The 14,199-nt window shown below is 50.8% G+C and carries 15 protein-coding genes and 1 pseudogene; 6 read left to right on the top strand and 10 right to left on the bottom strand.

Annotation, left to right across the window (positions count from 1 at the left end):
- Positions 1-10: 10 nt before the first annotated feature.
- Positions 11-619 (bottom strand): hypothetical protein, encoded by a 609-nt coding sequence (locus tag E1963_RS12255; protein WP_132278347.1) that lies wholly within the window; start codon positions 617-619, stop codon positions 11-13.
- Between the two features lie 51 nt (positions 620-670).
- Entirely contained in the window at positions 671-1,867 is a 1,197-nt protein-coding gene (locus E1963_RS12250; RefSeq protein WP_132278346.1) for a coenzyme F420-0:L-glutamate ligase, read from the bottom strand.
- Between the two features lie 403 nt (positions 1,868-2,270).
- Between E1963_RS12250 and E1963_RS23105 the strand changes: the two are divergent.
- Positions 2,271-2,564 (top strand): annotated as a pseudogene (locus E1963_RS23105) (cyclic-di-AMP receptor); the annotation flags it as partial.
- Here the strand turns inward: E1963_RS23105 and E1963_RS12240 are convergent.
- The 8 genes from E1963_RS12240 to E1963_RS12205 form a co-directional block, all read right to left on the bottom strand.
- Positions 2,490-3,368 (bottom strand): helix-turn-helix domain-containing protein, encoded by an 879-nt coding sequence (locus E1963_RS12240; RefSeq protein WP_132278344.1) that lies wholly within the window; start codon positions 3,366-3,368, stop codon positions 2,490-2,492. The pseudogene E1963_RS23105 and the gene E1963_RS12240 overlap by 75 nt on opposite strands.
- 145 nt (positions 3,369-3,513) lie before the next feature.
- Positions 3,514-4,161: an HAD family hydrolase gene (locus tag E1963_RS12235; protein WP_132278342.1), complete on the bottom strand. Its 648-nt coding sequence runs from the start codon at positions 4,159-4,161 to the stop codon at positions 3,514-3,516.
- Between the two features lie 14 nt (positions 4,162-4,175).
- On the bottom strand, positions 4,176-5,270 hold the full coding sequence (locus tag E1963_RS12230; protein ID WP_132278340.1) for a glycerol dehydrogenase: 1,095 nt from the start codon (positions 5,268-5,270) through the stop codon (positions 4,176-4,178).
- Between the two features lie 171 nt (positions 5,271-5,441).
- Positions 5,442-7,184, bottom strand: coding sequence for an NADH-dependent [FeFe] hydrogenase, group A6 (locus E1963_RS12225; RefSeq protein ID WP_066581659.1), 1,743 nt, complete (start codon positions 7,182-7,184; stop codon positions 5,442-5,444).
- A 15-nt stretch (positions 7,185-7,199) separates the two neighbouring features.
- Complete coding sequence (gene nuoF / locus E1963_RS12220) at positions 7,200-8,987, bottom strand: NADH-quinone oxidoreductase subunit NuoF (protein WP_132278338.1); 1,788 nt, start codon at positions 8,985-8,987, stop codon at positions 7,200-7,202.
- Between the two features lie 20 nt (positions 8,988-9,007).
- Entirely contained in the window at positions 9,008-9,382 is a 375-nt protein-coding gene (locus E1963_RS12215) for a (2Fe-2S) ferredoxin domain-containing protein (RefSeq protein ID WP_132278336.1), read from the bottom strand.
- Between the two features lie 22 nt (positions 9,383-9,404).
- Positions 9,405-9,962, bottom strand: a complete 558-nt coding sequence (locus E1963_RS12210; RefSeq protein ID WP_132278334.1) for an ATP-binding protein — start codon at positions 9,960-9,962, stop codon at positions 9,405-9,407.
- A 2-nt stretch (positions 9,963-9,964) separates the two neighbouring features.
- Positions 9,965-10,459 (bottom strand): NADH-quinone oxidoreductase subunit NuoE family protein, encoded by a 495-nt coding sequence (locus E1963_RS12205; RefSeq protein WP_066578711.1) that lies wholly within the window; start codon positions 10,457-10,459, stop codon positions 9,965-9,967.
- Positions 10,460-10,837: 378 nt separating this feature from the next.
- Between E1963_RS12205 and E1963_RS12200 the strand changes: the two genes are divergently transcribed.
- From E1963_RS12200 to E1963_RS12180, 5 genes are read left to right on the top strand one after another with little or no spacing between them, the layout of a single operon-like run.
- Positions 10,838-11,182, top strand: a complete 345-nt coding sequence (locus E1963_RS12200) for a DRTGG domain-containing protein (protein ID WP_132278332.1) — start codon at positions 10,838-10,840, stop codon at positions 11,180-11,182.
- A gap of 3 nt (positions 11,183-11,185) precedes the next feature.
- Positions 11,186-11,608, top strand: a complete 423-nt coding sequence (locus tag E1963_RS12195; protein WP_132278330.1) for an ATP-binding protein — start codon at positions 11,186-11,188, stop codon at positions 11,606-11,608.
- Positions 11,609-11,629: 21 nt separating this feature from the next.
- A complete protein-coding gene (locus E1963_RS12190; RefSeq protein ID WP_132278328.1) occupies positions 11,630-13,012 on the top strand; it encodes a [Fe-Fe] hydrogenase large subunit C-terminal domain-containing protein in 1,383 nt (460 codons plus the stop codon).
- 2 nt (positions 13,013-13,014) lie between these two features.
- On the top strand, positions 13,015-13,344 hold the full coding sequence (locus tag E1963_RS12185; RefSeq protein WP_132278326.1) for a hypothetical protein: 330 nt from the start codon (positions 13,015-13,017) through the stop codon (positions 13,342-13,344).
- Positions 13,341-14,075 carry a PHP domain-containing protein gene (locus E1963_RS12180; RefSeq protein ID WP_132278324.1) on the top strand — a complete coding sequence of 245 codons (735 nt, stop codon included), beginning with the start codon at positions 13,341-13,343 and terminating at the stop codon, positions 14,073-14,075. Before E1963_RS12185 ends, E1963_RS12180 begins: the two co-directional genes overlap by 4 nt.
- The last annotated feature ends 124 nt before the right edge of the window (positions 14,076-14,199 follow it).

The raw sequence follows: 14,199 nt of genomic DNA, 5'->3' as shown, positions 1-14,199 counted from the left end.
CTTTTGCTTACTATTCTTTTGTAAAACCATAATAGGTCCCTGTCGTCATATTGGCGATATCAAGGTAGCCGCCATCCTGGAGCATGAACCCATAATAAGATATTTCCTTCTCCTCTTTAAGCTGCTCCGCACCGTCCAGCATAAATGAACGGTTCCTCGCCGTCATGCATGCCAGATTATCCAGAGAATACTCTTCATTGCTGTCAAATACGCGCTGCATCTCCGCCTCCGTGACGCCGTAATCTTTCAAATCTACGGTCAGATACTTCAGGGCGCCTTCTCCTATATAGAATTCATATGTACCGGCGTAATAATTATCATCCGTGACAGTCCTGTCTTGATACCATGCGTAATTCTCTTCATCAGTAAATGTCATCCAAGAACCGTCACGCGCTGTCCAGGACGTTCCGGATATGACAGAATTGTCGGCTTTTTCGGCTTTTGCATCTTTATCTTCTATATCCTTTTCCTCTTTTACTTCTTCCTCAGAATCATTCCCTTCTCCCTCTGAGGAATTATGTCCGGTTGTACCCCTTCCGCCTTCTTCGGAGTCTTTACCGCAGGCTGCAAGAGACAGACACATCATCAGAACGCATAGAATGACAGCTAATCTTTTCATCCAGCTTCTCCCTTACCTTTTCTTATACTAAAACCTCATATCCTTCAGGGGCTATGACGTATAGTTGTCAAAATATCCCTGAACGAGGATTACTGGTGTCCCCTTATCTCCTGAGCCGCTTGTCAGGTCGCACAGCGAGCCAATCAGGTCCGTCAGCCGTCTCGGCGTCGTACCCTGTGCCGCCATGTCTCCGACCAGGTCCTCCTTCTTTTCCTTAATCCGCTCTGATATGGCATCCTTCAGCGCCTGCCCGGACAAATCCTTGAAATCATTGTCTGCCAGATATTTGAGCTTCACTTCGTTCGGTGTCCCTTCCAGCCCCTCAGTATTGGCAACAGATACGCACGGGTCTGCCAGCTCCCATATCTTTCCGACAGGGTCTTTGAAAGCCCCGTCTCCATATACCATGACTTCTACATGCTTTCCTGTCTTATCAAGAATCTGCTTCTGTATATCCAGAACAAGTTCCATACATCTGCCCGTCCTCGGAAAGAGCTTTACCGCCTCTTCCGTAGATTTGTTGGATCCGAGCAGCCCATAATCTTCATTGCAGCCGCTTCCATCCACCGGAGCGGTCAGGATATCATCCATGCCGCACACGACTTCCGCGCCATTTTCCTTCAGGATTCTCTTCGTCCTTTCCCTGCTGTGGATATCGCAGTTCAATACTTTCTTGGTATAGGAGAGAATCTCTTTCGGATGGTTTGCAAAGATAACCTCGGCCTCCGCCCCTTCGCTCTTTATCAGGTCACTGTAGTAACGGACATAATCTACCCCGGTAAAGGGATGGATGTTCTCGCCGAACAGCTCCCTGTAGCGCTTTACATCAAGTACGTCGCTATATGGATTGATACCCGCCTTGTCAAGCTGGTCCAGTGATACGAGCTCATTACCCACCTCATCGCCTGGATAGCTGAGCATGAGCACAATTTTTTTGGCCCCGCGGGCAATCCCTTTCAGGCAGATGGAAAAACGGTTCCTGGACAGTATCGGAAAGATGACTCCTATCGTACCGCCTCCAAGCTTGTTTTCTACATCCTGCGCAATAGCGTCTACAGAAGCGTAGTTGCCGTGCGCTCTCGCAACGACAGACTCTGTAACCGCGACCACGTCTCTGTCGTGCACGGCGAAGCCTTCGCTTTCCGCGGCACCCAGAACGTTCTCTACTATAATATGTGCAAGGTCGTCCCCTTCCCGAATGATGGGACAGCGGATTCCCCTTGATACAGTACCAACTCTTCTTTCCATGCCAATTTTCTCCTTACTTTGTTTTCTACATCTTTTTTTATTGTACCTTATTTTCTTATCCCGCTCAATACCACATTTTCAACATTCCCCGCTTTTTCGACATTTCCTGACAAAGAACAGCCATGCATCGATGTCAGCTGCGATAAGAACGGTGCGATAGCAACAAGTCGCCCTACCACCTATGATAAGCCTCTCTTTGTGATGGAGGGAATCACCACTACTGTGTGGATCATTCTCCGAGCGTCTACTTTTGCAGCGCATCTTCCTTTATCAGCGAACAAGCAAAACGCTTTGCTGAACCGCTCATAACCGGCAGATATGACGATTCCTTGAAAGCGGGCACATAATTGATAACGGAAGGCTTCTGGCACTGGATAGCTGCAGATAAGACAAGTCCGGCTACCAGGCAATAAAGCTCTGCTCATCCGGAGGTTTCCTGAAAATGGAAAATGTCACCTTGATGATTGGCACAGGTGACGATAATATGAGCGATGTCATCAGAATCATCAAAAACGTATGCAGAGAAAGGAGGGACATTGAAATCAATGTCCCCCCGTGTCACTCTGCCGTTTGGCATCCACACTCTGAGTTACGCCACCATCCTACAAAAGATATAAGGCAGCTATTTCCTCTCCCTCACCATCAGCGTGCTCACGATGCCGCACAAGATTCCACCGACCGGAAACGCAACCCATGATACGTTCCATGCATTGGCAAGAAACCCTCCAAGCAGAAATACGATAGCGGCAGCCATCATGATGGTACCGCAGATCCTGCCTATCAGCCTCTTGTCTTTGCCCGGCATATTTTCATCATTATAGTCATTTACGCTGTACTTCTTTTTCTGCATACCTGCATACACGAGCAATGAGGCAGCCGCCGTGACGATGAGCATGAACACGCCGTGAACGGCCTCCTCATTGAACCGGGACTGCAGGGCAACGCCGTCCATGGCGAGTTCAAAGATGAATCCGCAGAAGAAAAGCCCGATTCCGGCGGCGCACATCGTTATGTACCGCTTTTGAAACGCATCCGTTTCTTTATCCGTATAAATGTTTCCAACCACCGGATATTTCCTCGTAAATTCACTGTGCTTCATGCCTTGGACGACAAATATGAGCACGGCGGCCACAACAAAAAACATAAAAAGCATATCGCAGAGCTTCTCTGCCACATATACCCCTGACAACAGTTCATACACCGCCGTTCCGAACAGCAGGAGCCCCACCCCTGATGTGACTGCCCTGCTGTATTCATCCATATGCTTATCGTATTCCTCATGTTCTTCCACATATGAAGCTCTTGCATCCTCCTGCACGAGCACATCCATGCTGCACTGGAACAGCCCGCTCAACTGGATGAGCTTATCCATCTCAGGAAAGCTCCCTCCGGACTCCCACTTTGATACTGACTGTCTCGACACTTGAAGCTGCTCTGCTATCTGTTCCTGCGTATATCCTTTTTTCTGTCTCATAAATTGTAAATTCTCCGCAAAACCCATTTTGATTTCCTCCTTCAGATTTATGGATTTATCATAAGATTACATGGTGTAAACCTCCACCAATTTCATATTGCGTTTGCGTAGTTCTGCCGCAACTGGCATTAGCATTCCCGGTTTTACGGGGTTTTTACTGTTTCCTTTCTATTCAGGACAGAAACTTTTTAATGTCTCCAACATTTTCCGCGATATAGTCCGCTCCGGCTTCTTCAAGCTCTTCACGGCTCCCGTATCCGTATAACACGCCCATGACATCGACGCCTGTCTTGTGTGCGCCGATGACATCGTGTTTCCTGTCCCCTATCATGAGCACTCTGGACAGATCACAAATGCCGCGGCTCTCGAGGGCATACGCAATCACTTCTGCTTTCTTTACCCTTTTCTCATCCATCGTTGCTCCGCCGATAAAAGAAAAATACCCGTCCAGGCGGAAGTGCTCCAGTATCTGCCTGGCAAATGCCTCCGGCTTCGACGTCGCTATGATCAGCTCCATCCCTTTTTCTACCAAAGCGGCCAGCAATTCTTCCATGCCTTCAAACACTACATTCTCAAATATGCCTCTCTCCGTGAAATACTCGCGGTAATACTCGATTCCGAGGAGGGCGTCTTCCTCGGAGAATCCGTAGAATTGCTGGAATGATTCTGAAAGCGGGGGGCCGATAAATTTGTACAGCTTCCTTCTGTCTTCTTCTATAATGCCAAATTTTTTCAAAGCGTGCATGACAGAATTTGTAATACCGATACCCGGATCTGTGACCGTTCCATCCAGGTCAAATAAAATATATCTGTAATCCATCAGATTCACCTCTGTTATCGTGCGTAATTCCTGCCTATGGCATCGGCTGCCATAATCGCAGCGTATACATCTTCCGGCGTCACGGCAAACGGCATATTGCCGAGTGTATCTCCTTCTGCAGCGGCAAGTTCTGCTACTTCCATAATCTGCTCCGCCTTTACTTCTTTGATTCCGAGCTGCGCAAGCGTCGTCGGCAGCCCGACCGCGTTGCAGAAGTCTACTACAGCCTCTATCTCCTCGGAGTCCGCATTCTCAAGCACGAGCTGTACGAGCGTGCCGAACGCCACTTTCTCCCCGTGGTACATGGCATGCGTCTCCTCTATTGCAGTCAGGCCGTTATGTATGGCATGGGCCCCGGCAAGACCACCGCTTTCAAACCCGATTCCGGATAAGTACGTGTTCGCTTCAATGACATGTTCCACTGCTTTCGTACATACATTTTCCGTCACTGCCAGCGCGGCACTGACTCCGTTCTCCAGAAGCGTCTCATAACAGAGTCTGGCGAGAGCCATCGCAGCCAGCGTACTCCCGCCTCCTACGCAGTTGACTGCAGACGATTGCCTGCACGCCCTCGCCTCGAAGTAAGTTGCAAGGGCATCTCCCATTCCCGCCACGAGAAGTCTGGCGGGTGCTTTGCTTACCACATCCGTATCTACGAGCACTGCGTTCGGGCTGGCCGGAAGGAACAGATACCTGTCAAACACACCTTCGTCCGTATAAATGACCGAGAGCGCACTGCACGGCGCATCGGTAGACGCGATGGTCGGCACGATGATAACCGCTTTGCCCATATAATGCGCCACGGCCTTGGCCGTATCATGTATCTTACCGCCGCCGACACCGGCAATCATATCACATCCTGCCTCCTTTGCCGCCTCCATAACGCGGTTGATTTCGTTCATGCTGCACTCGCCGTTAAAAGATTCATACACAGTCTCCACTCCTGTGCCGTCCATTCCAGCCTGTATAGACGGCTCTACGCGTTTCCTTCCGGACACGCTCGTGAGGATGAATAATCTGCTTCCATAGTTGGACGCATATGTGCAGAGGTTTTTCAGCTCCCCTTTTCCCTGAATATATCTGCTTGGACTTCCAATAATCTGTGCCATGGTATGTACCTCCGTTTGTATTGTTATTTTTTTAACACATCTTAATTATACAATACCTGGCCCCTTTGTCAATATCTCCACGTATATATCTGCATTCCGTCTGGAAAAAAGGATGCCCCCGGCCTCTCACGGCCTGCAGGGCATCCTCTGTAATCTAAACTTTTATATCCGCTAATTGACGGAACGTTTTACATAGCTCGTATGTAATGTCTCATGTGCCTTATGGCTTCCCGGTTCACCAAGATATTCCTCATAAAGCTTCTTGATGGCCGGATTCTCATGTGACTTGCGGATTGGTTTGGCCGCGTCGTTGTTATACAGTACGCTTGCTCGGATTCCTCGTACATCCGTGAAGTTACGCACATCGCCGGATACCTGTGGCTGTCCGCCTCCGTTTACACATCCGCCCGGACATCCCATGATCTCTATAAAGTGGTAATCTGCTTCCCCTGACTTCACCTTGTTGAGAAGCGTCCTCGCGTTGTTAAGTCCGGATGCGACAGCTACTTTCACATCCATGCCTGCCACATTGTAAGATGCCTCTTTTACGCCTTCCGTGCCGCGGACATCCGTGAAGTCCAGGTTCGCAAGCTCTTCGCCTGTGAGGACTTCAACCGCTGTACGAAGAGCAGCTTCCATAACACCGCCGGTAGCGCCGAAGATGACGGCTGCACCTGTGGATTCTCCCATCGGGTCGTCGAACTTCTCATCCGGCAGCATCGTAAATTCAATGCCGCTGCGTTTGATTAGCCTTGCCAGCTCCCTTGTCGTGATGGCGATATCCACGTCCGGAACTCCGGCCGCATCCTGGTCATCACGTCCGATCTCGAACTTCTTGGCCGTACATGGCATCACGCTGACAGATACGATCTTCTTCGGATCGATACCTTCTTTTTCAGCAAAGTATGTCTTCAGCATGGCGCCGAACATCTGCTGCGGCGACTTGCAGCTTGACAGGTGCTCTGTCATATCCGGGAAGTAATGTTCGCAGTATTTGATCCATCCCGGTGAGCAGGAGGTGATAAGCGGCAGAACTCCGCCGTTCTTGACCCTGTCGAGAAGCTCCGTGGCTTCTTCCATAATCGTAAGGTCGGCTGCCCAGTCCGTATCAAATACCTTGTCAAAACCGACTCTCCTTAACGCTGCTGCCATCTTACCTTCTACATCCGTCCCCATCGGGTAGCCGAATTCTTCGCCAAGTCCCGCACGGACAGAAGGAGCGGTCTGCACGACCACGTATTTATCCGGATCGGCAATCGCATCCAGAATCTGCTGCGTGTAGTCCTTCTCATACAGCGCGCCGGTAGGACAGACTGCGATACACTGTCCGCAAGATACGCAGCTCGTATCTCCGAGTCCCATCTCGAAGGCAGAGCCAATCATCGTGTCAAATCCACGGTTGTTGGCGCCGATAACACCGATTCCCTGGGTCTTCTCACACGTTGCCACACAGCGGCGGCAAAGGATACATTTATTATTGTCACGTACCATATGGGCCGCAGTTTCATCCAGCTCATAGTGTGTCGTCTCACCCTCGTAATAATGGGCGTCATCCACGCCATACTCCTTGCACAGCTGCTGCAGCTCACAGTCTCCGCTTCGTACGCATGACAGGCACTGCTGGTCATGGTTGGAAAGCAGAAGCTGAAGCGTCCTCCTTCTGGATGCAATGAGCTGAGGCGTGTTCGTATATACTTCCATCCCTTCATTGATCGGGTGTACGCACGCCGCAACAAGATTTCTTGCTCCCTTTACCTCTACGATACACATCCGGCAGGCTCCGATTTCGTTGATCTCCTTCAGGAAACACAGCGTCGGAATCTTGATTCCGGCCAGCCGGGCCGCTTCAAGGATAGTAGAACCGGCAGGAGCGGATACGTCGAGTCCATTAATTTTAAGATTAATATTTTCCATATTCTCCATCCTCCATTACTCTTTGTAAATAGCACCGAAACGGCATTTTTCCATACATGCTCCACACTTGACACATTTATCCTGGTTGATGACGTGCGGCTCTTTGACCGCTCCGCTGATCGCATCATTCGGGCATGTTCTTGCACATAACGTACATCCTTTGCACTTGTCTGCGTCAATCTTGTAAGAGAGAAGCGCCTTACAGACACCAGCCGGACACTTCTTGTCTACGATATGCGCCACATATTCATCTCTGAAATATCGCATCGTCGACAGTACCGGGTTCGGTGCCGTCTGTCCAAGAGCACAAAGAGAGTTGGATTTCAGATGGGCCGCCAGCTCTTCCAGCTTATCCAGGTCATCCATCGTTCCCTGTCCGTTCGTAATCTTCTCCAGTATCTCAAGCATACGTCTCGTACCAACACGGCAAGGGGTACATTTGCCACACGACTCATCTACCGTAAATTCCAGGAAGAACTTGGCGATATCGACCATACAGTTGTCTTCATCCATGACAATCAGCCCGCCGGATCCCATCATAGAACCGATGGCGATAAGGTTGTCATAATCAATCGGTACATCAAAGTGTTCCGCCGGGATACATCCGCCGGATGGTCCGCCTGTCTGTGCCGCCTTGAACTTCTTACCGTTCGGGATGCCGCCGCCGATCTCTTCTACGATCTCACGAAGCGTCGTTCCCATCGGAATCTCTACAAGGCCCGTATTATTGACTTTACCGCCAAGGGCAAATACCTTCGTCCCCTTGGACTTCTCAGTACCCATGGAAGAGAACCATTCCGCTCCGTTGAGGATAATCTGCGGTATGTTGGCCAGCGTCTCGACGTTGTTCAGAATCGTAGGCTTCTGGAAAAGGCCCTTAAGCGCCGGGAACGGCGGACGCGGACGCGGCTCGCCCCTGTTGCCTTCGATGGAAGTCATAAGCGCCGTCTCCTCTCCGCAGACGAAAGCACCGGCTCCAAGCCTGATATCAATATCAAAATCAAATCCCGTATCAAAAATATTCTTGCCTAGCAGGCCATATTCTCTTGCCTGGCTGATAGCGATGTTCAGACGTTCTACCGCAATCGGGTACTCTGCACGCACATAGATATAGCCCTGTGAAGCGCCGATAGCATATCCGGCGATAGCCATCGCCTCCAGCACGACGTGAGGGTCGCCTTCCAGTACGGAACGGTCCATGAACGCTCCCGGGTCACCTTCGTCGGCATTGCAGCAGACATATTTCTGATCCGCCTCGTTGGCGGCCGCGAACTTCCACTTCAGGCCGGTCGGGAAACCGGCTCCGCCACGCCCGCGAAGGCCGCTGTCCAGGATGACCTGGATGACTTCTTCCGGCTTCATGCCCGTGAGCACCGTGCCCAATGCCTCATATCCTCGTGTTCCTATGTATTCCTCAATATTCTCAGGATTGATGACACCGCAGTTGCGCAGTGCAACCCTGTGCTGCTTCTTATAGAACTTCGTCTCCTGCAGCGGCAGGATCTCTTCGTTCTTTACTGTCTCATCGTAGAGAAGCCGGGTGACGACCCTTCCTTTTAACAGATGTTCTGATACGATTTCCGGGATATCCTCTTCTTTGACCATCGCATAGAAAGAGCCTTCCGGATAGACAATCATAATCGGACCGAGGGCACACAGCCCGAAACATCCGGTCTTCACTACGCCGACTTCTTCTTCCAGCCCGTTCCTTTTGATTTCCGCTTCCAGCCTTTCCCTGATCTTCTGGCTGCCTGAGGAAGTACATCCGGTTCCACCACAAACCAATACGTGTGAACGATACATAATTCGTATACCTCCCTTTTCTATTCTTGTACAGCGCCTAATGTATATTTCGCGACTACCTGGCCTTCTTTCAGATGAAGTCTGAACACTTCCATAGCCTTTTCAGGTGTCATCTTTACATACGTCACTTTTTCTTTGCCTGGTTCCAATACTTCTACAATCGGCTCATACTGGCACAGCCCGATACAGCCGGTAGGTGTCACGCTGATCTTCTCAGCCAGGTGCTCCTCCTGGACCGCATTGGAAAGTGCAGTGAGGACAGGTCTTGCCCCGCTGGCAATCCCGCAAGTTGCCATGCCGACAACCACTCTTGTCTGTGAAGCACTCTCAGACCGCACGCCGACCTTACTTTCATTCTTCTCTCTTATTGCCTTCAGTTCTTCCAGAGATTTCATATGCATCCTCCATTCCCGCTATTTAAACTGATTTACCGTCGTCTGTTTCTTCTTTGTTCGAATCCAGATACTCCTTGATGAATCCGGACACTTCCGTATCCTTGAACGACATGTCTCCTAATATCTCTTTCATTTCTTTCGTATCCAGCACAAATTCCTTCTCGTCATAAGCATATCTATAATGAAAGTCGACAGGTTCATTGAATACGATGAGCGTATGCATTGTCGTATTAATATCACCTAACGGCATTCTATCTATATGGGATAATCCAAAAACTGCTTCTACTCTTGTGCCAATTCCTTTTCGGGATGTAATGTCGAACCTTCCGCCCGTGCTCTCGGCAGCCTGCTTGAAAAATGGGATGCCAAGCCCTACCTTCCGTGTAGTCCTTGTCGTATAGAACGGGTCCGTGACCCGCTTCACCTGCTCTTCCTCCATGCCGCATCCATTGTCATCGATCACTACCGTCAGCGTATCGTCGTCCGTGCTGATGAGCACCTCGATCGTTATGTAATCTGCCCCCGCGCGGATGGAATTCTCCGCCACATCCAGAACGTTCAGTGATATTTCCGTCATCATGGCTATTCATACTTAGCCAGGATATCGTCGATGTCGTCTACCGTAAGCCTTCCGTACACCTCATCATTGATCATCATGACCGGCGCCAGACCACAGGCGCCTACGCAGCGGCAGGCATCCAGTGAAAACTTCCCGTCGGACGTACATTCGCCGCCGACGATGCCAAGCTTCTCCATGAGTTTGTTGTAGATGTCCCCGGAGCCTTTGACATAACAGGCTGTGCCGAGACAGACCGATATGCGGTATCTGCCCTTCGGGCTCAAGTTGAACTGGGAATAGAACGTGGTAACTCCGTATATCTTTTCAAGCGGAATTCCCGTCTCATTAGAAATAATCTTCTGAACCTCGATGGGCAGATAGCCGTAGATGTCCTGCGCTCTTTGCAGTATAGGCATCAGGGCGCCTTTTTCATCTTTCAATTCATTGATTACTCCTAACAGTTCTTTCTCTTGTTCTTCTGTTCCGGTGAACTGAACTGTCGTTTTCTTAGAAAGCATTTTTTTACCTCCCTTTACTGTCTGATTTAGTCATGTGACCATAACGTTGAATTACCATTTCATTCTAACATACAAAAATACAAAAATCTACACCTTTTTATTGTGTATTATGTTAAATGAAAACCATTCTTGTTTGTTATTTCACTAACATCCCGTTAAAAAATACACAAATTATAGCTTCTATTTTTAGTCGTTTTTCACAATATTTGTTGATTTCCCTTTTTTTCGATGATATACTATATTCATATAATATTGGGGAGAGAAGGCAAGCCCCCTGATGCTTACGGATTGCTGCGCGTTTTAATGCCGGCAGGAAATACATGACTTCCGGACCGTGGCATCATTCATATTAAAATAAGAAGTGTACAGGAGGAAGATATGACAATCAGGAAGATAAAATCCTTACTGGAAGCAGATGTTTTATGCGGGGAAGAGCATCTGGACGAAGACGTCAACTATGCTTTTTCATCCGATATGATGAGCGATGTCCTGGCGTACGCAGAGGAGCAGTCTCTCCTGCTCACGAGCCTGTGCAATCCGCAGGTGATCAGGACGGCGGAGATGCTCGACATTCTCTGTATCGTATTTGTCCGGGGCAAGTACCCGGACCCGAACATGCTGAAGCTCGCCGAGGACAGGGGCATCGTTATCCTTGCCACATCCCGGGGCATGTTTACGACCTGCGGCTTATTATACAGCAACGGACTACTTGGAGGTGCATGATACATGGGCGACAACCTGACTTTCCACTACATGATATCCGGTGACGACTTCACAAGGGCCGGGGAAGCAAGCAGCGATTTGAAAAACAAGCTCAAGATGATAGGAGCTGACAATAACGTCATCCGCAGGACGGCCATCGCCATGTACGAAGGCGAGATCAATATGGTCATCCACGCCGGCGGCGGAGAGATAACGGTCGACATATCCCAGGACAATATCCGTATCGTCCTGGCGGATAAAGGGCCCGGAATCGCGGATGTCGAAAAAGCGATGCAGAAAGGATACTCCACAGCGCCGGAAGAAGTGCGCGCGCTCGGTTTCGGTGCGGGCATGGGACTTCCCAACATGGAAAAGTATACAGACTGCATGCAGATTGACTCTGAACTGGGAGTCGGAACTACGGTAACGATGGACATTCACATGTAACTTGACAAGGAGGGGTTCCGGTTGGATAAATCAGACAAATTCTTTCATTCCGTACATCTGGACGAAGATGCGTGCAAGGGCTGCATCAATTGTATCAAATACTGTCCCACCCAGGCTATACGGGTCCACAACGGCAAGGCCAAGATAACGCCCGAATTCTGCGTGGACTGCGGACGGTGCATCCGTTACTGCCCGCACCATGCGAAGGTGGCATTGTATGATTCTCTGGAGGAGATCAAGAACTATAAGTACACGGTCGCGCTTCCGGCGCCATCCTTATATTCACAGTTCAATAACCTGACCAATGTGGATATCGTATTGAACGCATTTATCTCCATGGGCTTTGATGATGTATTTGAAGTGAGCGCCGCAGCGGAACTGGTATCCGACGCCACCCGCAAGTACATAAGCGAGCACCGGGATGACGCGCCGTTCATCAGTACCGCCTGTCCGGCCATCGTCAGGATCATACGGGTCAAGTACCCTACCCTGCTGCCCCGCCTGCTGCCGCTCAAGCCGCCGGTGGAGATCGCGGCGGAGATTGCCCGTGCAAGGGCAATCGAAAAGACCGGTTTCCCTCAGGAAGATATCGGGATCTTCTTCATCTCCCCATGTCCGTCCAAGGTAACTTACGCGCGTTCGCCTCTCGGCGTGGAGAAGAGCCAGATCGACAAGGTCGTTGCCATCAAGGATGTGTATCCCGTCCTGCTGCAGCACATGACGCATGACGAGAGCAGGCTCTCACCTATCGCTGCCTCCGGCCGCATCGGCATCGGATGGAGCAACGCGGGCGGGGAATCCGCCGGCCTCATAACAGACAATTATCTTGCCTGCGACGGGATCATGAGCGCGCTCAGGGTGCTGAGCGATCTGGAGGACGAGAAGTTCTACGGGCTGAAGTTTGTGGAGCTCAATGCGTGCAACGGCGGCTGTGTCGGCGGGCCTCTCACCGTGGAGAACCCGTACATCGCCACTGCAAAGACGAAAAAGCTGCACCGGTATCTGCCTGTAGCGCAGACGCATGCCAGCTCATATGACAATATTGAATACCACTGGTCTGCCTATGTAGAATATGAACCGGTATTCCGCCTCGGCAAGTCTTTCCGGGAGAGCCTGGAACTGATGGGAACGGTAGAAGACATCACCGAACAGCTTCCGGGGCTGGACTGCGGCTCCTGCGGCGCGCCTACGTGCAGAGCGCTTGCCGAGGATATCGTCAGAGGCGAGGCGACGCGGAACGACTGTATCTATGCCTTCCATGAATACATCAACAACCTGTCCAAGGAGATCGGCTTCCTCACCCAGTCGCTGAACCTGTCGTGCGGCAGCAACGATGATTCGATGAAGATACTGGAAGATTATATCAAGAAGCTTACAACGGAATTAGAGCGAAAGGAGCGGTAATTATGACAGTTCAGACATTGATTGAATCCGGCCTGTTCAAAGCAGAGGTGCCCGGAAGCACTTCCAGGTCCATCAGCAAGGTATTCTGCTGCGACCTGCTAAGCATCGCCATGGGCAAAGCGCCTGAGAATGGTGCCTGGGTTACAGTCATGGGCAACAAGAACACGCTGGCGGTCGCGTCGCTGGCAGACATCTCCTGCATCGTCCTGGCAGAAGGCATCCGGTTCCAGGACGAAGAGCTGGAATGTGCAAGGAAGGAACAGATCGCAGTGTTTTCCACCGAACTTCCGGTATTTGACGCGGGCCTTAAGATACAGGAACTGCTCTCATGAAAGGGCTGTACTACGACCTCCACATCCACTCCTGCCTGTCCCCCTGCGGGGATGACGACATGACGCCTGCCAATATCGTCGGCATGGCGGCCGTAAAAGGGCTGGATGTCATCGCCCTTACGGATCACAATTCCTGCAAAAACTGTCCCGCGGCGCTCATACATGGTAAGAATTATGGTGTAACCGTCATCCCAGGCATGGAACTGACGACTGCGGAAGAAGTCCACGTCGTCTGCCTCTTTCCGTCCCTGCCCGATGCCATGGCATTTGACAGCTATATATATGAACATATCCTTCCCATCCAGAATAAGGAGGATATCTTCGGAAAGCAGCAGATCATGAACGAAGAAGATGAAGTGACAGGCACGGTCGAACGGCTGCTCATAAGTGCCACCGACATCTCCTTTGACAACGTATTCGGGCTCGTCGCCTACTATCACGGCACCGCCTATCCGGCCCACATAGACAAGACGACGACAAGCCTGCTCTCAAACCTGGGATTCGTGCCCCCGGACAGCACCTTCCGATGTGCAGAGATACACGACTTCAGGCATCTGCACCAGATACGGCGCGAGCACCCCTACTTCCTGGACTGCAGGATGATAAGCAGCTCCGACGCCCACTACCTCCCCGATATACACGAGGCAGAATATCAGATATACCCCTCCGGCCGCGAAGCCGCGGACGTAGTGGCCTATCTGCACGCCCCTCCAGGAGAGGGAGATGCTTAACCCAAGCCCGCCGATCTGAATGATAGTCAGGATCACCACCTGCCCGAATATAGACCATTTCTGCCACGTATCCGCAATGACGAGCCCGGTCACGCAGACCGCAGAGGTGGAGGTAAACATGGCA

The organism is Extibacter muris, assembly GCF_004345005.1.
Lineage (GTDB): Bacteria > Bacillota > Clostridia > Lachnospirales > Lachnospiraceae > Extibacter > Extibacter muris.
This window is presented reverse-complemented; position numbering and strand designations above follow the sequence as displayed.

Coding starts and splice junctions, on each gene's coding strand:
- E1963_RS12210 (WP_132278334.1), bottom strand. CDS start 9,962: ATGATGACGGAAATATCACTGAACGTTCTGGATGTGGCGGAGAATTCC.
- E1963_RS12230 (WP_132278340.1), bottom strand. CDS start 5,270: ATGGCACAGATTATTGGAAGTCCAAGCAGATATATTCAGGGAAAAGGG.
- E1963_RS12225 (WP_066581659.1), bottom strand. CDS start 7,184: ATGGAAAATATTAATCTTAAAATTAATGGACTCGACGTATCCGCTCCT.
- E1963_RS12195 (WP_132278330.1), top strand. CDS start 11,186: ATGGGCGACAACCTGACTTTCCACTACATGATATCCGGTGACGACTTC.
- E1963_RS12185 (WP_132278326.1), top strand. CDS start 13,015: ATGACAGTTCAGACATTGATTGAATCCGGCCTGTTCAAAGCAGAGGTG.
- E1963_RS12205 (WP_066578711.1), bottom strand. CDS start 10,459: ATGCTTTCTAAGAAAACGACAGTTCAGTTCACCGGAACAGAAGAACAA.
- E1963_RS12215 (WP_132278336.1), bottom strand. CDS start 9,382: ATGAAATCTCTGGAAGAACTGAAGGCAATAAGAGAGAAGAATGAAAGT.
- E1963_RS12240 (WP_132278344.1), bottom strand. CDS start 3,368: ATGGGTTTTGCGGAGAATTTACAATTTATGAGACAGAAAAAAGGATAT.
- E1963_RS12255 (WP_132278347.1), bottom strand. CDS start 619: ATGAAAAGATTAGCTGTCATTCTATGCGTTCTGATGATGTGTCTGTCT.
- E1963_RS12235 (WP_132278342.1), bottom strand. CDS start 4,161: ATGGATTACAGATATATTTTATTTGACCTGGATGGAACGGTCACAGAT.
- E1963_RS12180 (WP_132278324.1), top strand. CDS start 13,341: ATGAAAGGGCTGTACTACGACCTCCACATCCACTCCTGCCTGTCCCCC.
- E1963_RS12250 (WP_132278346.1), bottom strand. CDS start 1,867: ATGGAAAGAAGAGTTGGTACTGTATCAAGGGGAATCCGCTGTCCCATC.
- nuoF (WP_132278338.1), bottom strand. CDS start 8,987: ATGTATCGTTCACACGTATTGGTTTGTGGTGGAACCGGATGTACTTCC.
- E1963_RS12200 (WP_132278332.1), top strand. CDS start 10,838: ATGACAATCAGGAAGATAAAATCCTTACTGGAAGCAGATGTTTTATGC.